At 42.9% G+C, this 26,386-nt stretch carries 27 protein-coding genes; 8 read left to right on the top strand and 19 right to left on the bottom strand.

All coding sequences use genetic code 11. The features are described 5' to 3' along the window. Positions 1 to 11: 11 nt before the first annotated feature. From clpB to D8S85_RS16515, 3 genes are all read right to left on the bottom strand, one after another. Positions 12 to 2,603 (bottom strand): ATP-dependent chaperone ClpB, encoded by a 2,592-nt coding sequence (gene clpB, locus D8S85_RS16525; RefSeq protein WP_106481417.1) that lies wholly within the window; start codon positions 2,601 to 2,603, stop codon positions 12 to 14. A gap of 217 nt (positions 2,604 to 2,820) precedes the next feature. Continuing rightward, complete coding sequence (gene mtnA, locus D8S85_RS16520; protein WP_106481416.1) at positions 2,821 to 3,882, bottom strand: S-methyl-5-thioribose-1-phosphate isomerase; 1,062 nt, start codon at positions 3,880 to 3,882, stop codon at positions 2,821 to 2,823. A gap of 147 nt (positions 3,883 to 4,029) precedes the next feature. Next, a complete protein-coding gene (locus tag D8S85_RS16515; RefSeq protein ID WP_106481415.1) occupies positions 4,030 to 5,199 on the bottom strand; it encodes a multidrug effflux MFS transporter in 1,170 nt (389 codons plus the stop codon). Positions 5,200 to 5,343: 144 nt separating this feature from the next. Between D8S85_RS16515 and D8S85_RS16510 the strand changes: the two genes are divergently transcribed. From D8S85_RS16510 to D8S85_RS16490, 5 genes are all read left to right on the top strand, one after another. Further along, positions 5,344 to 6,231, top strand: coding sequence for a helix-turn-helix domain-containing protein (locus D8S85_RS16510; RefSeq protein ID WP_106481414.1), 888 nt, complete (start codon positions 5,344 to 5,346; stop codon positions 6,229 to 6,231). Between the two features lie 84 nt (positions 6,232 to 6,315). After that, positions 6,316 to 7,260 carry a bile acid:sodium symporter family protein gene (locus tag D8S85_RS16505; RefSeq protein ID WP_127075388.1) on the top strand — a complete coding sequence of 315 codons (945 nt, stop codon included), beginning with the start codon at positions 6,316 to 6,318 and terminating at the stop codon, positions 7,258 to 7,260. Positions 7,261 to 7,440: 180 nt separating this feature from the next. Further along, positions 7,441 to 8,718, top strand: coding sequence for a phage integrase SAM-like domain-containing protein (locus D8S85_RS16500; RefSeq protein ID WP_004293508.1), 1,278 nt, complete (start codon positions 7,441 to 7,443; stop codon positions 8,716 to 8,718). 178 nt (positions 8,719 to 8,896) lie between these two features. Beyond that, complete coding sequence (locus D8S85_RS16495) at positions 8,897 to 9,073, top strand: histone H1 (protein ID WP_004293509.1); 177 nt, start codon at positions 8,897 to 8,899, stop codon at positions 9,071 to 9,073. A gap of 295 nt (positions 9,074 to 9,368) precedes the next feature. Beyond that, positions 9,369 to 9,605 carry a hypothetical protein gene (locus tag D8S85_RS16490; RefSeq protein WP_008860755.1) on the top strand — a complete coding sequence of 79 codons (237 nt, stop codon included), beginning with the start codon at positions 9,369 to 9,371 and terminating at the stop codon, positions 9,603 to 9,605. 23 nt (positions 9,606 to 9,628) lie between these two features. On the opposite strand, the gene D8S85_RS16485 is transcribed toward D8S85_RS16490, so the two are convergent. Next, complete coding sequence (locus D8S85_RS16485) at positions 9,629 to 9,910, bottom strand: HU family DNA-binding protein (RefSeq protein WP_008142902.1); 282 nt, start codon at positions 9,908 to 9,910, stop codon at positions 9,629 to 9,631. Positions 9,911 to 10,046: 136 nt separating this feature from the next. Between D8S85_RS16485 and D8S85_RS16480 the strand changes: the two genes are divergently transcribed. From D8S85_RS16480 to D8S85_RS16470, 3 genes are read left to right on the top strand one after another with little or no spacing between them, the layout of a single operon-like run. Then, positions 10,047 to 10,481, top strand: coding sequence for a DUF5675 family protein (locus tag D8S85_RS16480; RefSeq protein WP_008860756.1), 435 nt, complete (start codon positions 10,047 to 10,049; stop codon positions 10,479 to 10,481). 5 nt (positions 10,482 to 10,486) lie between these two features. After that, positions 10,487 to 12,076 carry a phage terminase large subunit gene (locus D8S85_RS16475; protein WP_008860757.1) on the top strand — a complete coding sequence of 530 codons (1,590 nt, stop codon included), beginning with the start codon at positions 10,487 to 10,489 and terminating at the stop codon, positions 12,074 to 12,076. Positions 12,077 to 12,091: 15 nt separating this feature from the next. Further along, positions 12,092 to 13,111 carry a hypothetical protein gene (locus D8S85_RS16470; RefSeq protein WP_004293514.1) on the top strand — a complete coding sequence of 340 codons (1,020 nt, stop codon included), beginning with the start codon at positions 12,092 to 12,094 and terminating at the stop codon, positions 13,109 to 13,111. Between the two features lie 453 nt (positions 13,112 to 13,564). Here D8S85_RS16470 and D8S85_RS16460 read toward each other — a convergent pair whose 3' ends face one another. The 15 genes from D8S85_RS16460 to D8S85_RS16395 all read right to left on the bottom strand — a co-directional run bounded on the left by D8S85_RS16460 (position 13,565) and on the right by D8S85_RS16395 (position 26,351). Beyond that, positions 13,565 to 14,263 carry a DUF4276 family protein gene (locus tag D8S85_RS16460; RefSeq protein WP_004293516.1) on the bottom strand — a complete coding sequence of 233 codons (699 nt, stop codon included), beginning with the start codon at positions 14,261 to 14,263 and terminating at the stop codon, positions 13,565 to 13,567. Then, positions 14,260 to 15,384, bottom strand: a complete 1,125-nt coding sequence (locus D8S85_RS16455) for an AAA family ATPase (protein WP_004293517.1) — start codon at positions 15,382 to 15,384, stop codon at positions 14,260 to 14,262. Before D8S85_RS16455 ends, D8S85_RS16460 begins: the two co-directional genes overlap by 4 nt. Positions 15,385 to 15,714: 330 nt before the next feature. Continuing rightward, entirely contained in the window at positions 15,715 to 16,080 is a 366-nt protein-coding gene (locus D8S85_RS16450) for a hypothetical protein (RefSeq protein ID WP_004293518.1), read from the bottom strand. A gap of 36 nt (positions 16,081 to 16,116) precedes the next feature. After that, positions 16,117 to 17,277, bottom strand: a complete 1,161-nt coding sequence (wecB, locus tag D8S85_RS16445; protein ID WP_004293519.1) for a non-hydrolyzing UDP-N-acetylglucosamine 2-epimerase — start codon at positions 17,275 to 17,277, stop codon at positions 16,117 to 16,119. A gap of 4 nt (positions 17,278 to 17,281) precedes the next feature. After that, the gene (locus D8S85_RS16440; RefSeq protein ID WP_004293520.1) at positions 17,282 to 17,980 is read right to left on the bottom strand and encodes a WecB/TagA/CpsF family glycosyltransferase; all 699 of its coding nucleotides are present in this window, start codon (positions 17,978 to 17,980) and stop codon (positions 17,282 to 17,284) included. A gap of 14 nt (positions 17,981 to 17,994) precedes the next feature. Further along, complete coding sequence (locus D8S85_RS16435; protein ID WP_004293521.1) at positions 17,995 to 19,188, bottom strand: glycoside hydrolase family 88 protein; 1,194 nt, start codon at positions 19,186 to 19,188, stop codon at positions 17,995 to 17,997. A gap of 9 nt (positions 19,189 to 19,197) precedes the next feature. Next, positions 19,198 to 19,686, bottom strand: coding sequence for a serine O-acetyltransferase (locus tag D8S85_RS16430; RefSeq protein ID WP_004293522.1), 489 nt, complete (start codon positions 19,684 to 19,686; stop codon positions 19,198 to 19,200). A gap of 11 nt (positions 19,687 to 19,697) precedes the next feature. Next, positions 19,698 to 20,126 (bottom strand): acyltransferase, encoded by a 429-nt coding sequence (locus D8S85_RS16425; protein WP_004303995.1) that lies wholly within the window; start codon positions 20,124 to 20,126, stop codon positions 19,698 to 19,700. Further along, on the bottom strand, positions 20,123 to 21,205 hold the full coding sequence (locus D8S85_RS16420) for a glycosyltransferase family 4 protein (protein WP_004293524.1): 1,083 nt from the start codon (positions 21,203 to 21,205) through the stop codon (positions 20,123 to 20,125). The genes D8S85_RS16425 and D8S85_RS16420 overlap by 4 nt, the downstream gene beginning before the upstream one ends. A 122-nt stretch (positions 21,206 to 21,327) precedes the next feature. Next, on the bottom strand, positions 21,328 to 22,569 hold the full coding sequence (locus D8S85_RS16415; protein ID WP_004293525.1) for a hypothetical protein: 1,242 nt from the start codon (positions 22,567 to 22,569) through the stop codon (positions 21,328 to 21,330). Continuing rightward, complete coding sequence (locus tag D8S85_RS16410) at positions 22,553 to 23,809, bottom strand: oligosaccharide flippase family protein (RefSeq protein ID WP_004303994.1); 1,257 nt, start codon at positions 23,807 to 23,809, stop codon at positions 22,553 to 22,555. The genes D8S85_RS16415 and D8S85_RS16410 overlap by 17 nt, the downstream gene beginning before the upstream one ends. 96 nt (positions 23,810 to 23,905) lie before the next feature. Further along, entirely contained in the window at positions 23,906 to 25,111 is a 1,206-nt protein-coding gene (gene wecC, locus D8S85_RS16405) for a UDP-N-acetyl-D-mannosamine dehydrogenase (protein ID WP_004293527.1), read from the bottom strand. Further along, positions 25,108 to 25,269: a hypothetical protein gene (locus D8S85_RS21590; protein WP_004293528.1), complete on the bottom strand. Its 162-nt coding sequence runs from the start codon at positions 25,267 to 25,269 to the stop codon at positions 25,108 to 25,110. The genes wecC and D8S85_RS21590 overlap by 4 nt, the downstream gene beginning before the upstream one ends. Positions 25,270 to 25,332: 63 nt before the next feature. Then, positions 25,333 to 26,028, bottom strand: coding sequence for a tyrosine-protein phosphatase (locus D8S85_RS16400; RefSeq protein WP_004293529.1), 696 nt, complete (start codon positions 26,026 to 26,028; stop codon positions 25,333 to 25,335). Positions 26,029 to 26,117: 89 nt separating this feature from the next. After that, positions 26,118 to 26,351, bottom strand: a complete 234-nt coding sequence (locus tag D8S85_RS16395) for a hypothetical protein (protein ID WP_004293530.1) — start codon at positions 26,349 to 26,351, stop codon at positions 26,118 to 26,120. Between the last annotated feature and the right edge of the window lie 35 nt (positions 26,352 to 26,386).

Raw genomic sequence — 26,386 nt, 5'->3', positions numbered from 1 at the left:
TTACGAACTATTTATTTGTTTTCAAAAACAATTTTATCATCCTTCACGTCTACCATGATACGACTATCTTTGGAGACTTCCTCGGCAAGGATCTGTTTGGACAAATCGTTCAACAAAGTACGTTGAATAACCCGTTTTACCGGACGAGCACCGAACTGCGGATCATACCCGGCCTCGGCCAACCATTGTACAGCTTTATCCGTGATTTCAATGGCAATACCATTATTTTCCAACATTTTCTTCACGCCGTTGAACTGCAAACGTACGATATCCACGATTTCCGATTTCTTCAACGGGGCAAACATGATAATCTCGTCAATACGGTTCAAGAACTCCGGTCGAATAGTTTGCTTCAACATCTCGTAAACCTCGTGGTTCGTCTTATCAAGCACCTCATCCCGGTTATTTTCGTCAATACCTTTCAGACGCTCCTGAATAATGTGCGCACCGATATTGGAGGTCATGATAATGATCGTATTTTTGAAATCAACGACCCGGCCTTTATTATCTGTCAAACGTCCATCGTCCAACACTTGCAACAGGATATTGAATACATCGGGATGGGCTTTCTCGATCTCGTCCAACAATACCACGGAATACGGTTTCCGCCGAACAGCCTCTGTCAACTGACCACCTTCATCATATCCCACGTATCCCGGAGGTGCTCCGATCAACCGAGACACGGAATGACGCTCCTGGTACTCGGACATATCGATACGCGTCATCAAGGATTCATCGTCAAACAGGAACTCTGCCAACGCCTTAGCCAACTCGGTTTTACCCACACCGGTAGTTCCCAGGAATATGAACGAACCGATCGGTCGTTTGGCATCCTGCAATCCCGCACGGTTTCGACGGACAGCATCGGCCAATGCCGTGATTGCCATCTCTTGGCCAACCACCCGTTTGTGCAGCTCATCTTCCAAATGCAGCAACTTCTGACGCTCGCTCTGCATCATCCGGTTAACCGGAATTCCCGTCCATTTAGACACGACAGCCGCGATATCATCTTCCGTCACCTCTTCCCGGATCAATGAATTGCCATGCTTCATATCTGCCAACTTAGCCTTCACCTCTTCAATACGCCGCTCGGCTTCTTTGATCTTACCGTAACGAATCTCGGCCACCTTCCCGTAATCACCTTCCCGTTCGGCCCGGTCTGCCTCAAACTTATATTGTTCTATCGCATCTTTATCTTTTTGAATCTCATCGATCAAAGAACGTTCCGATTCCCATTGGGCACGTAATTTCGTGCGTTCTTGGTTCAAATCAGCCAATTCTTTTTGAATCTCATCCAACTTCTTGCTCTTTCCTTCCCGTTTGATCGCCTCTTTCTCAATCTCCAGTTGTTTGATCTTACGATCCAATTCATCAATCTCCTCCGGCACGGAGTTCATCTCCAAACGCAGACGGGCAGCCGCCTCATCTACCAAGTCGATAGCCTTATCCGGCAGGAAACGATCGGAAATATACCTGTGGGACAACTCCACGGATGCGATGATGGCATCATCCGTGATACGCACTTTGTGATGATTCTCGTAACGTTCCTTCAATCCACGCATGATACTGATGGCGCTCATCACGTCCGGTTCGTCAATCATCACTTTCTGGAACCGACGTTCCAAAGCCTTATCCTGTTCAAAATACTTTTGGTATTCATTCAACGTCGTCGCACCGATAGCCCTCAGGTCTCCACGAGCCAAAGCCGGTTTCAAAATATTCGCCGCATCCATAGCTCCATCCGATTTACCGGCACCCACCAACGTGTGAATCTCATCAATAAACAAAATAATTTCACCTTCTGAAGCTAACACCTCGTTAACAACCGATTTCAGACGTTCCTCGAACTCTCCTTTATATTTTGCCCCAGCGATCAATGCTCCCATATCCAAGGAGTAAATACTCTTGGAAGCTAGATTTGAAGGCACATCCCCGTTCACGATACGTTGTGCTAATCCCTCGGCAATCGCCGTTTTACCAACACCCGGTTCACCGATTAATATCGGGTTATTCTTCGTCCTCCGGGACAATATCTGCAATACCCGACGGATTTCATCATCACGCCCGATCACGGGGTCAAGTTTACCGTTCCGAGCCCTTTCATTTAAATTGATTGCATACCTTCCCAAAGCATCGTAATTATCTTCTGCCGATTGGGAATTCACTTTCGATCCTTTCCGCAACTCGTCAATAGCCGCACGGGTTTCCTTTTCCGTCATACCCGCATCCTTCAACAGCCCGGAAACCGGATCCTTCACGGACAATAACCCTAATATAATATGTTCCAGAGAAACATACTGGTCACCCATCTCTCCCGCCAACTTCGTGGCTTTCTCCAGCACTTTATTGGCCTCATCGGACAAATAGGGAGAACCACCCGAAACCTTCGGGTATCCATCCACGATCCGATCCAACGCCGCCAAAACATTTCGGCTATTAATACCCAACTTATTAAAAATGAAGTTCGTGATATTTTCACCTTTCTCGATCACGCCTCTCAACAGATGTCCCGTCTCGATGGCTTGCTGACCTTTTTCTTGTGCAAGTTGCACGGCTGCCTGAACAGCCTCTTGCGACTTAATTGTATAATTGTTCATGTTCATAGTCTCATTTTCTCCTTTCTGCTTCCTAAAATTACAAAGTATATACCGAAACTCTTATCTAAAAGCTTCATATTGAAAAGCGGAAAAGCGTTTTAATCTAAAACATTAAAAATCAACAAGAATATGAATCATTTATTTTCATTTCCCCTAACAACTCTTATTGCACGACCGACATTTTGTCTTTACATTTTACATACAATATGTCAAAATGACTCGATTATTTATTCTTTTTCCATTCCCGGAATGTATCGTTAAACGGGAAATAGGCGATTCCCTTTTCCGTGATAATTGCCGTGATCAACTCGGCAGGAGTCACATCAAAGGCTGGATTGTACACGTGAATACCCTCTGGAGCCATTCTGCGATCGTACCATTTCTCGGTCACCTCTGCCGGATCACGTTCCTCGATCTTAATCTCTTTCCCCGTGGGGCAATCCATATCAATAGTCGAGGTCGGTCCCAGCACGTAAAACGGGATGCCATAATATTTAGCCAATACTGCCACACCCGAAGTTCCGATTTTATTTGCCGTGTCACCATTGGCAGCCACACGGTCACACCCGACCAGTACGGCTTGCACCCACCCCTGTTTCATCACCGAGGAGGCCATATTATCACATATCAGGGTCACGTTCACACCCGCTTTTTGCAACTCAAAGGCTGTCAACCTCGCCCCCTGCAATAACGGACGGGTCTCGTCAACAAAAACCGAAAAACCAAATCCTTGTTCCTGCCCCAGATAAATGGGAGCCAAGGCCGTGCCGTACTCCGAAACCGCCAAATGTCCCGCGTTACAATGTGTAAGCAATCCCATGCCCGGCTTTAACAAAGACAAACCATGCTCCCCGATTTTTCGACACGCTTCCGCATCTTCTTTCCGAATTGCCTCGGCCTCTTCACGCAAGACTTGTTTCAAAATTTCCACTCCCACACCTTGATGCTTCAGCAACGCACGATTCAAACGCTCCAATGCCGTAAACAAATTCACCGCCGTGGGGCGAGAAGACGCCAAATAGTCCTTCACCCTTGAAAACTCCCGGTAGAAATCGTCAAACCCAGTCGCGGCCACCTTTTGCATACACACGGCAACCCCGTATGCCGCAGCCACCCCGATAGCAGGCGCACCCCTTACCTTTAACAAATAAATAGCCTCCCAAATTTCCTCCGAAGTTTTCAACGCCAAATACACTTCCCGTCCAGGAAGTTGCGTCTGATCAATAATCACCAACGCTCCTTGTTCATAATCCGCACGTGCGGTCACGATCGTAAACAAATCCATATTGAAAATAGTTTTTGCGATATTAAAACAACCACATACTTCATTACACGTCACACTATACTAGTACATTCTCCCCCCCTCCATCTCGCTTTTCTTTACAAATATAAAGATTTCAGAAGACAAATTACACGCACGTCCGGTATTTTCTCAAGCCCTTGTCATCTTCAAAACTCTCCACGTACAAACTAGAATCAACACGCAACACACGAACATAATAGCACTCGTCGAATAAAGGATATTTCCTATACCCGTCAAAGGCGAAACAATCCCTCCCCCCAAGAAGGTCAAAAAACCCAGTATTGCAGAGGCTGTACCCGAATTTTGTCTTTCCAGATTCAGAGCCAGCGTCGTGGAAGTCGGCAATATAATCCCCAAGAAAAAAAGAAACAAGAAAAAGACAATTTCAATAATAATAACGGATAATTCCAAACAGAGAGCCGCACCAGTGCAACAGCACAAGAACATAAACCCGCATACGCCCACCCGCAATGCATGTTCGTTCGATCGGAAACGAACCACACTCAAACTACCCAGCATAATTGCCACGGCATTACAAGCAAAACAAATGCTATACATGACAGGAGAAAGATGATAATGTTCCTGAAAAACAAACGGTGAAGACGCAATATATGAAAACATTACTCCCATCCCCAAAACCTGAATCAGCACGAAATACATGAATTTTCGATGCCACAACACCTCTTTATAATAAACAAATCGCTCCTTCAACTCCCCTGGCAACCGATTCTCCTTAGACAACGAATCATGAAACCGGAATAATACCGATAACAACAACAACCCGATCAACACCAGTAATCCGAATATCCCTCTCCAATTCGTCACCATCAGTAACAATCCTCCCAACACGGGTGCGCAAATCGGGGCCAATCCCTGCACACAAGCCAACATGGAAAAGAATTTCGCCAAATCCTTTCCCCCGTACAGATCGGTTGCGATCGACTTCGAAATCACGATTCCTCCCGCACCCGAAAATCCCTGGATGAAACGGGCCAAGATGAAAATCTCTATGCTCGGCGAAAAAACACAAGCAACCGACGACAAGACAAAAAAGAACATCGAGATCACCAGCGGTCGCTTTCGTCCAAATTTATCACTCAACGGGCCCAAAAATATCTGTCCCACGGCCAAACCAATCATGCTAAACGTCAAGCTCAACTGCACTTGCGAGGCCGTCGTGTCAAAATAAGTTACCAAACTGGGAAATGCCGGCAAATAAAAGTCCGTCACAAAAGGTCCCAGAGCCGACACCATTCCGACGACAATAAGTATGTAAATTTTCGAATTTTTCTGTTCCATAACCTCTAATATTTATCATTTTCACGCCGCGAATATCCTCAACATCCCACAAATGCTTTCGTCCTAATCATCCATAGATTTGCCCTATAATGCTTTTTCGTGCAAATACCTTATCTTTGTTCCCGGAACGTGAAATCAGAGCACATGCAAAAAGGGAAGGACATATCAAACAGCACGGCAATCCCCTCTCTTGGAAATTTTTTTATTTCCATGTTAAACAAAGAACTCTTTATCCGGCTATTCCCTCTCCACAAACCACGACGCAACGACCACAACGGGCTAACCGTCATCATGATCACCGTCGGAGAAGGCCATCTGAAAATCAACGGCAAAGACTATCTCGCCCATCCCGGCACGCTACTCTCTCTTTTACCTTTCCACCTGGTCGAGAATCATTACCTGTCAGACGATTTCACATGTAAATGCCTGTCTTATAGCTTTGACTTCATGGTAGATTTCCCGTTCGTCCTCAAATCGGGAATCTCGGAGAGAATAGGTAATAAACCCTACCTATCCCTAACGACAGAAGAATACAACCATCTGGATGAATTTTTCATTTTCATTACCCGTCAGGCTGCCAGACTCGATCATCCCTCCCGGGAAGAAATCATCAAAGCCTTACTTTTCTCCTTTATTGCTGAACTCAGTTTCATCTATTCCCGCCAAGCCGTACTAGTGGGGACCAATCGCCAAAAACAAGTCGTAGATGATTTCTTCCGACTACTGCATCAACACCACAAACAAGAACGTTCTCCATCATTCTACGCCGACAAACTCTGCATGACACCGAAATACCTGTCGAGCATATTAAAACAAACCACCGATTGCACCCTCTACCACTGGATCACGAATTTCAGCCTGCAAGAAGCCAAAGTGTTATTGAAATCATCAGACATGAGCATCATCCAGATTTCCGAGGAACTTAACTACCCGAACTCTTCCTTTTTTGCCCGTTTTTTCAAAAAACACACGGGCATGACTCCCCTACAATTCAGAAATAACCGACAAGTCCATGAAACCTCCGAAGAATAAAACAAAAGCAAAAACTTACATAACAACAACATAATTCCCGTTCGGATTTCGTAATTTCGCACCGTTTTTAATCCATTAGCAATCATGTCTAAATTACGTAGTTATATACTTCCGATGGCCATCATCCTAGGGCTTCTATTACACAGTTGGTGTAGCTTGTTAGCCTGGATTGTACCCTATTTCATTTTTATCATTCTACTCCTAAATTTCGTGGCCGTTGATTTACGGAAGTTACACATCTCCTCCATGAATTTGTGGCTCATGCTATTCCAGATCGTGGTCAGCATCGGAGGCTATTACACCATAAGATCGGTATACCCTAACGAAACTGTGGCTCAAGGCATTTTAATCGGGATTCTATGTCCCGTGGCAGCTTCCGTTGTTGTCATTGCCAGCATGCTTGGAGCCAAGAGAGAAACAACCACCACTTACACAATCGTGGGAAATCTCATGGTAGCCATTATCGCTCCTGTATATTTCTCTTTCATCGGTTCGCATCAAGATATGTCTTTTATAAATTCTTTTCTATTGATTCTCAGCAAAATCAGCCCGGTGATTGCCCTACCGTTTTTCGTGGTACTTGTCTTGCAAGTATTTTTCCCTAAAACCAACCATTTTCTCAGTCGCTATAAGGGCATCTCATTTTATCTCTGGGCCATATGCCTACTGCTCACGTTAGGACAAACCATTAACTTTATATTCATCCACGGGAAAGGCAATGAAAACACGATTCTCGCCCTAGGAATTTCATCCGTCATCACCTGCACCATCCACTTCGCAACAGGCAAATGGCTGGGAGGCAAATACGGCGATCGCATAGCCGGAGGTCAACTATTAGGCCAAAAAAACACCGCCATGGGCATCTGGATGGCAAACACGTATTTGAATCCATTAGCCTCCGTGTTTTTAGCCTTTTATTCCATTTGGCAAAATCTCTTTAATAGCTGGCAGTTGTGGTATCAGGATAGAAAAAATGAGGGCACTTCTGTAAAGGCACACCCTTTTTTCGGACACAACTTTTGTGATTAGGAAAAATAGTTGATTGATAACGAGTTAGTAAATGACACAAGTACGGATTTATCCGTATAAACATTATTTCGCTAAGGAAACTACTCTTTTCATGTAGGTTTCTATGTAGGTTAATTAATACCAATTGATTCCTACTAATGCGAATTAATAATAAGTCATTAACTAACTCGTTATCAGTCTATGTACACGATTAACATCAGGGGTAAGCAGAACCCGAAAGACACCAAGATGGTCAAGCTGGAGATAATTTTCTTCAAGACCGGTTACGCCCGTGTGCCGAAGGTTATAAACATCACAGGGCTATTAAAAGACTGGGATGTCAAGTCTCAGAGTTTCCGTGTAGGGAGTGCGGAGGCCACTACCAAGAACAAACTGCTTTTCGATTTGCGAACCAAATATCTGCATGTCGCCGATACCTGGGAGATGGAAGGCAGGAACTGGTCGCCCGTCCAGCTATCACATTGCTTCGATGAAATCAAGGCGGCCAAACCCGAGGTCAAAGTAAAGAGTGTCCAGCAGATGATCGATTATCTTGAAGAGACATTCAAAAACAAGAAACGCATCAAGAACGGTCAGATTGTCGACAGCACGACCAATGCTAAACGGTATGTCTATCTCAAGCGTGAACTGCAGGCGTTTACAAAGGAAAAATATGAAAAAGCCTTTTCCTCTTATTTCTTTACGGATATTACAGAAGAGTTTCTTCTTGACTTTGCGTTTTGGCTTAAAGAAAGAGGTATCAGAAATGGCAACAAGGCCGGACTTACACACAAACTAAGGTTGCTCCGTGCCGTATGCAGGCAGGCAGAAAAGAAAGAGATGTACGGGGTGAATATGGATAACTTCCTCTGTCTCGGTGATGATATTAATTGGCCGGAAACCACTTCAAGAGCAGTTCCGGAAACAGTCATAGCTAAAATCGCAAATGTTGACCGTACCTTGTTTACGAAAAAAGAGCAGTTGCATCTTGATTTGTTCCTGTTCAGCTACTATACCGGAGGTATGGCGAATGTCGATGTATGTAACCTGACATGGGATTTGGTCCAGGAAGACCGCATCGTCTATGAACGTATCAAGTTTCCCAAAACAGCCAAACCGGAATTACTCAGTAAAGCAAAAGCCATCATGAATAAATACCGTGGGCAAAGTTATGGAAATTATGTATTTCCTGTTTTTACTCATAAACACACGACCACTTCCAAGAAGACTACACGTGTCAAGCAAATTTCCACACGCCTTTCACAAACCTTGACGAAAGCATGCAAGATGCTGCGCATTAAAGAAAACATCACATGGTATTCCGCCCGTGGCTCTTTCATATCGAAGATGGTAGATGCCGGTAACAATCCGTATGTGGTTGCAGAGATGGCTGGTAACAGCCCATTGACCATCTATAAGCATTACTACAAGAATACAAAGCGGGAAGAAATCAAGCGGCAGATGGAAGAAATGTTCTGACCAGACATATCCATAAAGTTGTAAACACCTTGACAATTTCTCTGATGGATAAATCATACGGTATAATGGCTGTTAAAAGTCATTGATTACCAATGTGATATTTATTATATTGACAGAATCGCTCTTATTCTTGATTATTTTCACTACCTTTGTAGTCAATAACTTAAATAATATTTATATGAAAGAGTTGGTTTCAAAGATACAGGAAGTATATGCTACATTCTCCACGGATGCGGCACTTCAGATTGAAAAAGGCAACAAGGCCGCAGGTACCCGTGCCCGCAAGACTTCGTTGGAATTGGAAAAACTGATGAAAGAGTTTCGTAAGGTTTCCTTGGAAGAATCCAAGAAATAGCCTTTACACGTCCGGTCGTTATCACATAATGCCGGTTCTTCTGCAGATGCGGCATAAAAACCATATTGGCAGAACAACATAATAAAATACGGAAAGCGTTAGCTTTTGTCATGCACCGAAATCTGGTAAATTTCACTTATCCGCAGGACAAACAGTTTTCGCCTATGCTTTTGCGTGGGCTTAACTTGTTTGCGGATAGGTTTACCAGAACCTCGGTGCTACGGGTTATGTCCCACGCTTTTTGGTCTTGGTACATTGAATGCTTGACGGGACTCAAGCCAAATACGGAGATATTATGAACGACATGAATCTGATGGATGAACTTTTGAAAATTCCGGCCGATGCAACTGCCGCTACCGTACAAGGCATAGAAATGCTTCTTATCGATGAAAACAAGGCGGGGGCTTTATTGGAGTCGGATCCTAATGACAACACCATCCACGAATGCCTTTTAAGCAACGGCCGTTTCCTGTTCCAATCGGACAATGCCAACCTCGTTGCCCTGTATAAAGTAACAGGAGCATCTGAATAACGCTCCTGTTGCATATAATCACCTTATTTGTCTGATTTCATCCTTCCTGCAAAGGCTTTTGACGGTTTGAATGCCGGGATATTGTGGGCAGGCACTATTATCGTGGTATTCCTGCTTATGTTGCGTGCTGTCTTTTCCGCACGGTGTTTGATGATAAAAGAACCGAAGCCGCGAAGATAAACCTCCTCGCCGTTTATCATGGAAGACTTTACGCTATCCATGAATCCTTCGACAACTTGTAACACGACCTGCTTCTCCAGACCGGTCTGCGTTGCTATTTCCCTGACGATATCCGCTTTTGTCATATTAACTCTTGATTAAATACTGTCAATCCGGTCACAAAGATACATCATTTCCTGAAATATCCTCCTTTTACAAACACATATAATAAACATTAGCCGGCGTCCGTCTCTACTCTTTCGATACAAATAGTATCGAAGTATGAAGCTGACACTCAACCGCAAATTCAAAGGTCAGACCTATACCATAGGCGACCTGTCCATCAACGGCAAATTTTTCTGTAACACCATCGAAGATGCCGTGAGGAAACTTCCGGCAACCTGTCCGGATACTCCTCGCGGCCGTTCCTGCACATGCAGGGAGAAGGTCTATTCCAAGACCGCCATTCCTGCCGGGACTTATAAAGTTACCCTTCAGTACAGCCCCAAGTACAAGAAAAAAATGCCATATCTGCACGATGTACCGCATTTCCTTGGCATCCTAATCCATTCAGGCAACACCGAGGGAGATTCCGCCGGCTGTATCATCGTGGGAAAGAATACGGTCAAGGGAAAAGTTTTGGAATCCCGTACTACATTCCAAAAACTGTATGCCATGCTCGAGTCCGAAAGGGACATAACCATTCAGATTATATAAATCGAATGGCGGTCAACAGGCTCAAACCACCCAGAAACCTGCGCATCGAGTTCAAACCGTCCCCACGGCAGTATGAACTCTGGAAACTGTTGCAACCGAACTATTGTCCCCATTGTGGCGGGGAGATCGAGCAAATCCTTATCGGTTATGACCAGCAAGGCAACCCTCAGTACAGGCCTCAATGCAGGCATTGCAAGTCGCAGAACCTGCCGCAGCTGATACTGGGAGGCGGAGCGGCCGGCGGCGGAAAATCGTATATCGGCAGCGTTTGGCTGGTGTCTTCATGTATTCGGTTCGAGAATATCCGTGCGGTGGTGGCCCGTAAGACACTCAAGTCGTTAAAGGAATCGACATGGAACACCATCAAGTCGATTCTGAAGGACTGGGGACTGAAAGAGGATACAAACTACAAGATAAACAACCTCGAAGGCACGCTCACATTCTGGAATGACTCGGTCATCATCATGAAGGAGATGGCGGATATCCCCAGCGACCCCAACTTCGAGCGTTTCGGCTCTTCGGAATATACCATCGCCATGGTGGACGAGGTGTCGGAAATCTCGGAACGGGCCGTCGAAGTGCTGTTCTCCCGTCTCCGCTGGAGAACCCATGAGACATTCAAGACCCCGAGAATGCTGCTCACCACCAATCCGACAATTAACTGGGTGCGTTCCCGCTTCGTGCAGGACGAAAACGGAGACAAGGTCATCTGCCGCGAGGGTGAAGCGTATATACCTTTCTCCGTGTTTGACAACCCGAATATCGCTTTCCGTCAGGTGTACGAGGCGGCCCTGAACAAGATCCGGGACCAGGCGACAAAAGAACGCCTGCTCTATGGCAACTGGGATTTCGTGGAAGCCAACGATATGGCGATTTATAACAGTTTCGACGGCTCCCGGCATCTCGTTACCGGACTGAAAGAAAAAGCGTACGATCCGATCAAGCCGCTCATCACGGTGTGGGACTTCAATGTTGCCCCCCAAATGTCGGTACTCTCCGCACAAATAGACTATGAAAACAGGAAGGTCTATATACTGGAAGAGATACTCGGCAAGCCGGAGGAAAAGGAGAACAACACACCTGCGTTGGCACGGAAAGTACGCTTAAAACTTTACCGGGACAAGCATATTGGCGGAGTGGATGTGACCGGTGACCCTTCCGGGTTACAACGCTCCACCACCAACGAGGACGGCATCAACAACTATACCATCATCACGGACACTTTCGGCAGAGGAATCCTGCGACCGAAGGTAAAGCTATTACGCAAGCAGCCTCCGCAGGCTACACGGTGCGAGTTCGTCAACGAGGTATTCGGGGGCTATGAAGGCTGGGAGATACAAATCGATATCAAATGTCGCAAACTTACCCAGGATCTGATTTACCAGCTTCGTAACGAGGACGGTACCAAGAGCAAACAGAAGACCACCGACCCGAAAACCGGTGTCAAATATGAACGGTACGGGCACTTGTCCGACTGCCTTGACTACCTGCTCTGTTACTACCTGCGTGACAGCTGGTACAAGTTCAAGAGCGGAGGCGACGGGAACGGGTATGTGGTATCCACATCGGTAATTCAGGAAGGATTTTCATACTAATAACGGAACAAGGATATGTACAGACGGTTTCTCAATAATGACGACTATCTTGGGATAATTACTCCGGAAGCCCTGGCACAACTCACGCGGGGCAATGATGCACGATTCATCCAGGCGGAAGAATCGACGGAGATGAGTATCGTGGAATATTTGTCGGAGAACTACGAGATTGAAAAGGAACTTGCAAAAGGAAAATATATCGCCGAATACGACCGTCGGATTACCTATCCCGTGGGTGTGCATGTCTATTTCGAGGGACAAATCCATGAGGTGATACGCTCCGTCAGCGGCTATCGCAAGCCGGCAACGGTTGTCTATTGGGAAGAGAGTTCTGATATCCGTGTCGATGCGGGACAAGTTGTAAATTATTCCCAGTTCAACACCTATTATCCGGGAGATAAAGTGAATTATAACGGCATTGTTTATACTTGTCTTAATGAAAACGGGTACAAGTTCGATGATGTCCGTATCCCGTTGGTCGGCGGTTGGATCGAGGCGGAAGCCTCGTTATGGCAGCCTGTCGAGTATCCTCTGTGGGCAGTCGTCGAGTATGAAGGAGCATTCTATACTTTGATGACGCTTGAAGGTTTCGATTACAATCTTGACCCGATGGTTTCCGACTGCTGGGGAGCCATAGCCGATTACGATTCATCATACAATGCCTATGAGTTGTCGGAACACGAATATGTCGTTTATGACGGACGGGTATTTTACCCGGAAACGGATGTGAACGCGGACACACCGCAAGTCGGGCAGAACCTCTCGTTGCATGACCCCCGCAACTACAATCTCAAGAAGCACATGGTCCGGCTGGCCATCTACGAACTCACGAAACTCATTGCTCCGAATAATGTCAGTGTTGTCCGCATGCGCGATTACGAGGATAGCATGAAATGGCTCAATGATGCCGCCAAACTACGGCTTAATCCGCAGATTCCCCGCAAAGTCGATGACTCGAAGAAACCTGTCACCGACTGGCAACTGGCTACTTTCCAGACGGATTATGATCCGTATAAGAATCCGTGGATGGTGTAAATAGAAAAAGTATTAGGTATCAGAGAAATAATTGTTACATTTTTTCAACTGACTAAATAACAGAAGAATGTCGATGCCTTATACCTTACGAGCAACTAATCAAATCTAGCATCTCGTTACTTATCTAAATTTTTTAATTAGTAATATCTGGTAAATGCCGGAATTCCGGAATGAGGGATAGAAAAGTGAAAGAACTCTTTCGTACAAAAAAACAGATTTTCGGGCATTGAAAGAATAATTGATAATCAGTTATTTGTGCTGTTTTTTGACCAAAAACTTGTTTTTTGGACAGAGCAAAAATTGTCTTCTCAATTAAAAGATGGGAAACTCGCAGTCTTTATATAGCGAGTATTTCTTCCTACACCCTCTTTCTGTATAATCCCCATCTCTTCCATTTTTGAGATAAACACTCGAACCTGTCTGTCAGAACCTTGATATTATCTGATTACAGAATCAGCAGTCTATCAACTTTTCTATCCATTCATTGAAGTGACTGCACCGGGCACGAAGTTCATCCATGCCGACACTTTTGGTAACATCTTTGCCGGTAGCCGGCTTATTGTAGTTGTAATGCTGTTTTTTGTCTCCTTCTATCGCCTTGATAATACGTTTGCTCGGAGCCGTTTCCGGACTATTGTTTATCAGCTCGGGGTTGCTGGTTTTCTCCAGGTCTTTTTTCAGCTGTTCGCAGCGTTTCTCACAACCGGGGTAACGCTTTGCCAGATAGTCAATACCGCAAAAGAGCAGAGCTTCAAATTCATGCAGCTGAATATAGGGAATGAAACGACTATCGTTGATTGCTTCAGCAAACGCCGTTTCCAATGCTGCGACACGGGCGTAAGGCTCACCGATTGCTTTGGCTGCTTCATAACCGGGAAAATCATCCGGCAATGCGTAGAGGTCGAACATCGTTGTGAAAACATGACGTTCGTATTCGCCGTCCATCTTCATTTTCCGCAACAGTTCTAGGTCTGTCACCGCCTGAGCATAGCTCAGCATTCCACCACGGGCATTCTTTTTCTTGTTAGTGGTAATCAGGATGCTTTTTACACCTGCCACACCTTGCGCTTGCAGGTAGGGACGCAACACTTCCTCCACAAATCCCTGTTCCGTCTGTCCCTCACAAAGGACATGAATAATCTTCGCTTTCATACGGGACGTCCTCCTATGATGTTTTTGTCCCAAAGTTCGCTCACCGTATAGTTCTGAAGCCAAAGATGATATTCTTTGGCGTCAAGGTGAGTGACAGAGGTTGCCTGCGTTTCCTTGTTCATTTCCACCACAGAGATATCGCCGATGTCGAAATGATCGACCAAATCCTTGCTCTGCGTGGCAATAATGACCTGTGCGTGTATGGACGCATCCTTAATCATTTCTGCCAGCTGGCTGATGGCATAGGGATGCAAGCCAAGTTCCGGTTCATCCAAAATGATGACGTTGGGCATTGTCTGGGCAGGCTGCAGAAGCAAGGCGGCCAGGGCAATGAAACGGATAGATCCGTCGGAGAACTGGTAGGCATTGAAACGATAGTCCGTGGCAGAATTATCTATCCACCGGAGAGAAATGATACCACCCACGGGCTCCAGATAGAAGTCCTGGAACTGGGGAACTACGTCACGGACATAGTCAACAATCCGGTTGTAGGCATCCTTGTAGTTCTCCCGCAGGAACAGCAGGAAAGAAGGCAGATTGTTTCCGTGCGACTGGAGGTAATTGGCCGTCTCGACGGGACAAGCCTGACGTAGCGGCCCCTCTGTCGATGAATCGTGAAACTGATATACCTTGCAGTAAGAAAGCATCTGGAAAATAGTTTTGGCAACCGGATCCTCACACTCTGCGAGAGCGGACTCCTTGAAATTCGGTTCCAGTGCTATCTCATAGGGCTTTTTCTCCCCCTTGCGATGCCATGTAATCCGCTCTTCCGTGATAATCAGCCTGTCGGGAGTGGCATTGGCCAATGAAAAGCCATAAACATCCATGGAATTGCTGTCGGCAAACTTCAGTTCTCCGGACATGACCGGTGTCCGTTTAATGCCGTAATGCAGCAAGGCATGAGACGTGCCCGATATTTCCACATATCTCCCGAATGACTTGCTCATCATGTAGCTCAGCATCCGGAAAAAACTGATGATATTGCTCTTGCCTGCACCGTTGGCACCCAACAAGATGCTGACATCACCCAGCTTCAAGGTCACAGGTCTGTCATAGGCTATGGATTTATATCCTCTGATCGTGACTTCTTGTAATTTAGTCCTTTGGTATGTCTTTGCCATTATCGTCATATTATTGATTGAATTACAAAAATAACCATAAATCCCAATACGAACGAAGGAATGCTCAAAAAACTATAGAGTTAATTTGTCCGGAGTCTGAAGGCATAAATAAGAAATCTGTTTTTCTTTTTAGCTAGGTCGGATTTTCAGTTCTGCTATGTGTTTCTTCTTCTCCAAGCCCTTTGTGGTAAATCCTTCACATCGAAATGGGAAAAAGACGTGCAGAACAAGCGGAACACTCGGTAAATGCCGGGATTCCTGAATGAGGGATAAAAAGTGAAACGCCTGCCAATGATAACAAAACCAGCAGGCGTCATTTATTATATTTTGTCATTTTACGAATGTGACATCTCCTTCCACAACTTCCCAGTCGTCGATTTCAGCTCCTATTCCCGGTGTGCGAAGCCCGTCCGTACCGAGTATAAGCGAGATTTGACATTCCTGTCCCGCTTTGAAATTCGGAATGGACAGGTAATCATAGACCATTTCATTCAAGTGAACTTGGATGAAAGGCTCTACCGGGCTGTAGTCTAACGGCAAGGTGGCAATGTAATGTCCGTCGCCGGTATGGTCTTCCGCAGCCACAGACAAGAAGTTACCGTTGCCGTCCATACAATTGAGCCAAATGTCTGCCTCTGTTATGCTGCCGATGTCTTTGTCCGCCTGCAATACGACATTCACCTTCGGTACTAACATATTTCTTCTGGTGAATGTGTCAAGAAAATACAAAAGTTACAACCGAACATTAAGTGTTTGCGTTATACGCATACACGCTTTTCCGTCACCGTAAGGATTAATGGCTTTACTCATTTGCTCATAAGCAGATGCATCATCCAATAAAATCGATACCTCGGAGACAATTTTGTTATAATCGGTTCCTACCAATTTTACCGTTCCTGCATCCAACGCCTCCGGACGTTCGGTGGTGTCACGCATCACCAGTACCGGTTTGCCTAACCCCGGAGCCTCTTCCTGAATACCACCGCTGTCGGTAAGGACAAGGGTCACTTTTTCCATCAGGAACACGAAACTCAGATATTCCAATGGTTCGATAAAGAACATATTTCCCAAACTATTCAAATTCTCCCCGAATACTTCATGGATAGGTTTGCGGACATTGGGGTTCAAGTGCATCGGATAGACAAAGTCCACATATGGATATTTTGCCGTCAGATCCTTAATGGCTGTGCACATGCTGATGAATCCGTCTCCGAAATTTTCACGTCGGTGTCCGGTTATCAAAACGAGTTTCTTGCCATCAGCAAGCCGTGAGGTATCGTAACCCGCTTTTTCCAGCACCCCGGCAAGTTCTTGTTGTAGAGCTCCGTCAGTCTTTATTTTATCAACAACGATATGAAGGGCATCGATGACCGTATTCCCTGTTACGGTTATCTTGTCCTCCTGCACACCTTCCGTCAACAGATTTTTCTTGCTTAAAGCGGTCGGAGAAAAGTGATAGGTGGCAATGCGCCCTGTTATTTGTCTGTTCATCTCCTCCGGCCAAGGGCTGTATATGTTGTGGGTACGCAGGCCCGCTTCTACATGACCTACAGGGATCTGCTGATAGAAAGCTGCGAGTGCGGCGGCAGTAGAAGTGGTTGTGTCACCGTGCACCAATACCACATCAGGTTTCGCCTTGTTCAACACATCACGCATCCCGGTCAGCACACGGGCGGTTACATCATACAGATCTTGCCCCTGCTTCATGATGTTCAAGTCATAATTCGGCTTGATATCGAATATCTGCAACACCTGATCGAGCATTTCACGATGCTGCCCCGTCACGCAGACGATTGTTTCAAAGTCTGCTGATTTTTTTTGGAACTCCTTCACCAACGGAGCCATCTTAATGGCCTCCGGACGAGTCCCGAAGACCAGCATTACCTTCTTCATTGTTCTATAATTTTTTAGTTATCAGCCACCAGGCATACTTTATCAAGTGAATTTGCCGTTTTATTCTTTTCGGTTCTTTGAGCAACCGATAGGCAAATTCAAGATTGTGGTTCACCCACCATTTAGGAGCCCTTTCCACATGGCCAGTATATACATCGAAGCTGCCGCCTAATCCTTGAAAGATGGCTTTGTGTCTATGCTGTATTTCTTCCATCAGTAATTCCTGTTTAGGAGACCCCATAGCCACAAATACCACATCAGGTCTTTTTTCGGTTATGTCTTTTATAAGTCTTTCCCGTTCCTCGTTTGCCTTGATATATCCATCCCGATAACCGATAATGTGAATCCCTGCATATTCTTTACGCAGTTTAGACACAGTTTCTTCTATGATTTGAGGTTTACCACCTATCAAATAAAAAGTCTTTTCTCTATAAAATTGAGCTACAATTTTGAGCCACAACTCACAACCGGGAATTTTACACGCATTTTCAAAACCTTTTTGTTTGAGAGCCATTTGTGCGCCGGCTCCATCGCAATACCCTATGTTCCGATTGATAATTCCTCGTGTCTGATCTGTAGCATGTAAAATTTTCTCAGCATTTATGGCTACTAATATGCCCTTATTATCGTTTACAAAAGACAACAAAGACTGTTCGGAATCGAACGGATATATTTCGACTCCGTTTAAAGAAACTTTATTCATTTATGTTGGAAATTTTATATTGCGAGTAAATAATGCGACATTGCATTAAACATAAATGCATTACTCCATCGCATATACGAGATTTTAGAACTGATGCCAGGTTTTAATTGGTAGTAGAAATACCCCTTTTTATCTTGCATATTTCGGATTGTCCATTGCAATACTTTTTTGGCAAGTTCCTCATATTTTTTCATCTTATGTAGGCGGGTCAATGTTATCAATAGCTGCCCTGGACAATGGATGTCAATAGGATACATTCGGTTATCATAATATTTAGGAGTTCCGTCCGCTTCGAAAAAATGATTGACATAGTAGTCGAAACCTTTTTCGATGTAACCATTGAAAGCATGATCCTCTGTCAACTCTTGATAAGCGATCAGCGCATCTAAATTATATCCTGTATGAAAGCTGTCTACCCAATTCTGTACGGGGAGCATTCCATATACCCAAGCCCCGTCTTCCCGTTGCCCGGAACAACAGGCTTTAATGGATAGCTCCGCTAGTCTTTTGTATTCCTCCTGTTGTGTATAATAAAAACAATAACTCAACAATCGAGAACCGAGCAGCGAAGCATTGAACACAGTGTCATTACCCTCTAACGGACTATAAGAAAAGAGAAAGCCACCATTATACGGCGTGCGATGCAAATCTTTTATTACAAAATCCGCTGCACTTAATGCAATCTCCAAATAGTGTTTGTTCCTAGTTATTTCATATGCCTGCATCAGTGCCGTGGCACAGAAATTTGTAGCAACTACTGTGGGCGTGAATTTGGGAAAAAGAAACAGACGGCGTGCCTGCCAATCGAAGTTATACCCCCAGCAAGCACCGCTGTAGCCTTTAGATTGTAAGGATATAAGCAACTCTGCCAATTCTTCAATCCGAGCCTTTATCATCTCCAACGTTCCCATTTTTTCGGATAATTGCGGATGATTTTCCACAACTTTATACAGATTGCAATATCCGGACAAGAACAGCCCGATACCTTTTGCGTTATACTCTTTCGGAACGAAAGCCATCCGTCTCATATTGAAAGGGCAACGCTTGAAACCTTGTATGACCATCAATCTGCACAATACAGACTTTTTCAGCAGCGGAATTGCCTGAAAAATTTTAGAGTTGAGACCATCATACGGATCCCAACCCTTGAAATGTTCAGTCTCACAATAAATTTTTAGCTTATAAAAAGCATCTGCAATATCATTCATTGGTGTTATTCATTTTGTCAAGAATGGCATACGGCCATCTTTATACTTTGGGTTTGTCTCAATCGCATAATCAAGATTCTTTCTCCAGCCAATAATCTTTGCCGGACATCCTGCTACAATAGCACCTTTGGGAACACTTCGGTTGACAAATGAATTTCCAGCGATTACCACATCATCTTCTATTACAACAGGGCCAGCAATAATAACATTAGGTCCCACCCAAACATTATTCTTTAGACAAGGAACTTCTTTATATGGAAACTGCCGTACAGTAGAAAATCGCAATCCTAATACGCAATTTTCTCCGATTTCTGTTCCCGGTATTAAGACAGTGCTAATCCCTTTGCACACACAGTATGACCCTTTTCCTATTTTTGAATCAGCGGTTATTTTTGAATTGAAAATGAGAAAAATCAATAGTTGTACGATTTTGGGCAAAACCGGAATATGGCGTTCAAATAGCCAACGTTCTACCCTATAGAATGATATAATGTCCATATGAATTAATCCTACCGTTTTCTTATAAATTTTGCGGGATTTCCTGCCCAAACTTCATTGGCTGGTATATCTTTGGTCACAACAGAACCTGCTCCAATTATAGCTCGCTCTCCAATTGTTACAGGTTTTACCACCAAAGTATTCATTCCGAGATAGGCGCCTTTGCAGATATGAACCTTCCCCCTGTCGTAACTTCCAGTATTAGGATTCATGAAATGTGTTACTATTTTCACCCCCGATGTCAAACGAACACCTTCTTCGATAAAAATATCTTGTGGATAATTTGTGTCAAATATGACGCCCTCACCGATAAACGTTCTTTTGGGGCTGATTATCTGCACTCCACCCCATTTGCAAACTAATGGTCTCCATGCCCTTGATTTCATGGGTAGATGTTGGAGGTGTAAAAATATTAGCTTCTTGATTCTCAGAATATTCATAGCTCAATATATTTCTTTAGTGTATTTTCAAATTTTCGGACAACAACGGATGCAACAAAATGGGTTTTCGCATATTCGGAATTATATATTGATACACTCCTCATTTTAGCAGGATTCTCGATATATGGTTTCATTGCTTCTGCAAAAACTGCCGGATCTAACGAACTTGATATATATCCCATCTTTCCATTTTCAAAGAAATCTATTAGGCCACCCACTTTTCTGGTAAAAATAGGGAGTCCGAAAATCATTGCTTCCAAAACCACAGTTGGCATACCTTCCGTATAACTTAGAAACAAATACATATCGGCGTTAATGTATTCCTTTTTAAAATCTTCCCCACGTAACTCTCCAGTAAAACGGACATCCTTTATTTTCTTATTCTCAACATATTGTTTCAACATAGGAAGTTCTGAGCCATCACCGACAAAGGTCAATGTCAGATCCTTGTATTGTGACTTAAGTATTGAAAATGTATCGACTGTTTCATATACACCCTTGGCCTTTTCTATTCGCCCGCTATACATAATGTTTTCGGCTTTTCCTTGTCTCATCGAAAGGTCAAAACCTGAAATAAAATAATCGGGTACTTTTGTCGAAGTTAGATGTATATCAGATTTTATCCCCCTCCTTATCAATTCATTCTTGAAATCTTGGGATAACACAAAAATACACAAGGCCTTATTCAAATTGGCACTTATCCATTTCCAATCTGCATTTTTAGCATACTCGAAATTGAAACCATGAATAAATACGGATGTTTTCTTTCTGAAAAATCGGCAAATGTTTAAATATATAAAATCTCGTTTTAAGGCTTTATCTCCAAGCGATGGGTTAAGTAGTACTATATCAGGTTTAAAGCAAATCAATCGGATTATAAAACGGATAATTAAAAATGGATAAAATATATTACGCCAAGGCTTACGACCGAAATAAAAATATTCAATATTTTCTTTCCAATACTCTTTAATCCCTAAATAATAATTAGTTACTCCTCCATATCCGGATTTAGTGGGAACAGTTATTAATACCCTCATTGTTAGTGTTTCAATTGATATGATTAAAATAATTAAGAACATTGAACATCAACGGTTAATCTATTTTCGTTTTCTGATGTTATGCCTTTTTGGTTGTTCGTATTGGTAGCTATCCATAGACCATACATCAGCACGATGAGAAATTCAGATTACAAAATTTTTCATCATGAACATAGATTACTAAACCATAAGTTTAGTTGGAACAACATGTGCCTCTGTTCAACTAATGGTGTAACAATGAAATACAATACCGGTATAATTGTAACCATAGTTATTAGTAGCTGGGACTTAAAACTCAATTTGGATTGAATATCCATAACCCACATATATGTAAAAACATATAAGAATAGCACGGCAAGTTTGAAGAATCTATCATAAAAAGTCAAACTGACATATCCGAAATTGGCAAAAGACAATAGGAGAATACAGAACCCCCAGAATTTGACATTCTGCTCCCAAAATTCTTTCCCTATTTTTTTATATAGTATATAGATCACAGCCAAGACACCGAAAACGGCAATTGTTTCACGAAGCAAATAGAACTGATTACCATACTCGCGTATTTCCTCTGCATACTTTCCAACAGACTGTATGATATTTTGATTCCTAACGCTCTCTTTGACGTAGTTTTCAAATATGCCAAATTGTGCGATATTAGTGACAAACGCGATTTTCGCAAAGCGAACGATGAATGATACGATAAGAATTAAATAGTACACTTTAAACCTATATCGCAAGAGTAGGTTTAATACAGCCGCGACACATAAGGCGAGTAGTGAATAGTGAAAACAAATACATAACGCAGATAACCAAAGGTACTTAACGGCTCCTGAATTAAGGTATCTCAAATAGAAGCCAGTAAAAACAAATGCTCCGCTCCAAAAGCGAAAACCGAGAAACCAATAGTATTCTACAGTAAAAATCACTCCCAGGAAGAGTAGCCATGCAGGAATTGACATTTTCTGCATATATAATGGCTGGAGTGGTTTTACGACTCCAAATATAAATAGAGAAGTATATACCACACACGCACAAGCAGAGAAAAAATTCCGGTTATCAGCAATTAAACCAATGAAATATTTAAATAATACAGGATATATTTCTTTGCCATATTTTGATGTTCCAGAGTCCATCCATTGCTCAACCAATGATTTGTCGGCAATACGATGAAAATGCTCATAATGAACCAACAAATCCATTTGTGGCTCATAAAACCAACCAAAATAGAAAGAAAAGATAATAAATAGAATGGGGGCAAACCTTTGTCTGAAAAACATTAATGACAAACACAGTCCTACAAAAGGAATAAATGTCATTATTACAGACAAGATTACAATTAAGGCTAAAGAAATAGCCCAATGTCGAGAATTAGTATCTATATTGTATATCCTATTGTTTATCAACATTACCAACTCTTACTTTATTGGCTAAATATAGGCGCAAAACCAAACATCCCACGTTCGCTATAATCAAAGCCCAAATAACACTTCCTATGCTAATACTGTGAGTAAGAATCAAGACAAGGACAACAATGATGTATATGATTGCAGAATAAATGGTTGTCATATTTACCTCATTGATTTTTCCAAGTACGCCCAAATAAGGGAAACCGAACATGTCAGCTGGCACACTAATCGCCAATAAAAGCAAGAATAGGTTGAAATACGTGGTTATACTTGCTGTTTCAGTCTTAATAAAAATCGGTATAAGATACGGTGATAAGAAATATATACAAGCTAAAGCGATTGTATTGGCAATACATAAAAGCAATACCATCTTAGTCGCTCTACCCATATTTTTTATCCTTGTGAAATATGGGTAAAATATCTGAGATAAAAGCGGAGAAACAAATGATGAATACGCATTATGAAGTTTTTCCGCAGCTGTATATAATCCGACTGCAAAATCTCCAAGAATAAAGCCAAGCACTAAGGTATTCATTGTTTTATAGGCTCTCATCAAAAAAGTTGATGAGAAAAACGGAATACTATCCTTAAGATAAAATTTCACTTCTTGTGCCGAGACTATTTGAAGTTTGATCCCGTATCTTTTTTGGGCAATGAATAAAGCGACAATACCTGAAACAAATGTTTCAAGAGCATAGCACAACATCACCAATGCATAATCATCAGTAGACTTAACGATTAAAAAAATAGGCAATATACATAATAGCTTTATTGGCACGCTGATACGTGTTATATATTTAATGTCCTCCATTGAACGGAAAAGCCAATAGGGAGCAATGACAACCCCTATCAAACGAATAAAGGCTAATATATAAAGCGTGAGTTCATTCCTTAGTGAAGGAATCAACCCTACAACTAAAATATAAACAAATAGAGAACAGAGTATGAGAAAAAACTTACATTGCAGAATAGAAGAAACTATCCTTCCCAATTTTTCTTGATTGTCTCTATTATTGACGACATGCCTGACATTAGATAAATCGAAACCGAACTCATTGAATATCTGAAAGTAAAAGCTAAATATAATGGCAAAATTTACAAGACCGTATTTTTCTACTCCTATAACGTTCAACAAATATGGAATTAGTAGAATTGGTATAATGCTACTGAAACCATAAAGGAGAAACTGATTCCAAATATTTGACAACAATCTTGATTTGAAAACTTGGCTTAATGTCATCTTCTTAAAGCAATAGATTTTCTGTAAATCTGCAATCAGTATATGTGTACGTTTATTGGGAGGGTAAGTCTTGGTAAACTTAATGATTGTCTACCTCTATTGCTTAAATATTCCACAGAAATCAAGTATCACTTTATCATCTTTCCACGGTAGTTCTTTGAAAGGTGTATGGGCTGTAAGGAACACAACAATATCGGCTTTGTCATAAGCCTCTTTATAGTCTGTCAACTTGAACACGTTATGTTCTTTCACATTTGGCTCTACCACTAAAATGTTGGCATTATTACATCCTTGCATTACTTTAGTTGTGATATATTTTGCTGGAGATTCACGCAAATCGTCAATGTCCGGTTTGAATGCCAACCCCATCATTGCTACCACAGGCTTACAGTGATTTTTCAGTTCAAATTCAAACATGGCGTTCTTTACTTTTTCAGCACAATAGAACGATTTATAATTGTTGATTTCGCGTGCTGTAGAAATTATGCGACTTTCAACCGGAAAATCCGCTGTAATGAAATATGGATCGATAGCAATACAATGACCTCCGACTCCACAGCCAGGTTGCAGGATATTTACGCGCGGATGTTTGTTGGCAAGCCTGATAAGTTCCCAAACATTAATCCCTGCCTTGTCGCAAATCAATGAAAGTTCATTGGCAAAAGCTATCTGCACGTCACGACTGCTGTTCTCAGTCAGTTTGCACATTTCAGCGGTCTTGCAATTAGTCCGATGCAGCGTCCCCTGTACGAACTGCGAGTAGAACTCGATTGCTTTTGTTGTACTTTCTTCGTTCATACCGCCAATGACACGGTCGTTATGTACCAACTCATAAATCACATTGCCCGGAAGTACACGCTCGGGGCAATAGGCGATATAAATTTTACCTTCCAATTCAGGACGCTCAGCGAAAATTAAGTCACGCATTTTATCAGTCGTACCAACGGGTGATGTGCTTTCAATTACATATAAGTCACCTTCCTTGAGAAAAGGAAGTACAGCACGAGTTGCCGCCTCTACATACGAAATATCAGGCTCATGATTACCTTTGAACGGGGTGGGAACAACCATAAAGTAAGCGTCACTTGTCTCCGGCTTCGTGCTTGCGTGCAATGTCCCGTTTTTCACAACTTCTTGCAGCATTTCTTCCATCCCCGGTTCAATGATGTGGAGCTTACCTTGATTGGTCAGCTCTACAACTTTGGGGTTGATGTCAACACCCGTTACCTGTACTCCGTGCTTTGCTGCGATAATGGCTGTAGGCAATCCGATATAGCCCAAGCCCATAAAACATGCTTTCATAAAATTGAGTTTAATTGAAATTCTTTTGATTGGTCATTCATACTTTTGAACAGTTCATCCAGCTTTTTCACAAAATTGTCTTTTTGGCTATCGGAAAGTTCCTTATCTTTTAACTGCTCTATAATGGAATGATAAAGAGCCTTTTCTCCGCTTGTCATCTTGTTGTTTATTAATAGGAATTTTTGTTATAGCTTGGCTATCCATAGCCGCAATAATCTTGACTATAAATCAAGCAGTTTTTGTACGTTTCTTGTAACGCTTGTACAAATGAACTTTTGAAATATACTGTAACTGTGAATATCTGTCCCTATATAAGCAATAGCCTGTTCTCTCATAAGAAACATGGCCTTTTTCTTAATCCGGTTGCCATACATACCCGCTATTGATGGAAGATTAATCTGGAATTTCACACCCATGTCTTTTAGCTGTCGGTAATCCGATTCATCCATATAAGCATAACGCTCCGGATGGGCGAGAACAGGGTGGTATCCTTTAGATTTGATGCGAAGCAGGATATTTTTCAAGCCCATCGGAGGACTGAAATAAGAGGTTTCCACCAGCAGGTGGTCGCCATTCTCGCCTAAAGGTAGCAGGTCATTCTTTCCCAGCCGTTCCTCAAAGAGATTGTCAAGCATGTTTTCCGCTGCAAGGTGCAGTTGTACGCCACCTGTGTAAGCAGCCTGCAATTCTGCAAAACGGTCGCGAAGATGGGCAGTCGTATTGGGAATGTCTTCCATGATGTGCGGTGTGAGCCATACGGATTTGATCCCTTGCTCCTCATACAAACGTAGAATTTCCAAAGATTCGTCCATCGTTTGTACACCGTCATCCACGCCCGGAAGAATATGCGAATGATAGTCTGTAAAACCGATTAGCTTTATTATATTTTGTTTTTCCCTTTTTTTAAAAAACCACATATAATGACATAAAACTTTTTAATCATTCCCGATTCCACATGACATATATGCGGAATCCGGGAATGAATTGATTGTCCCGGTGATAAACTTCACCACCAGTTTCGCTTGCCGAAATGATTTATCAACCCGGCCCCAACACAAGCTAAACCGATACAGATAGCCGCAGGAGGACAGATAAATCCACCAGCCAATACTCCGGCTTTTGTTGCGGCAACCACTCCGACTCCTTTGGTAATCAATGCTGTTTTACCAAATACACCTACAGTAACCATACCCGCACCGAATAAGGTCGCTTTGTCTTCTGTAAAATCGTTCTGTGCCATAGTTGTGATTTTTAGTGAAACAATAGGGAAATCAA

Origin of the sequence: Butyricimonas faecalis (assembly GCF_003991565.1) — a bacterium.
Lineage (GTDB): Bacteria > Bacteroidota > Bacteroidia > Bacteroidales > Marinifilaceae > Butyricimonas > Butyricimonas faecalis.
Note: the sequence above shows the minus strand (reverse complement) of the source record. Positions and strands in the feature narration are given on the sequence as shown.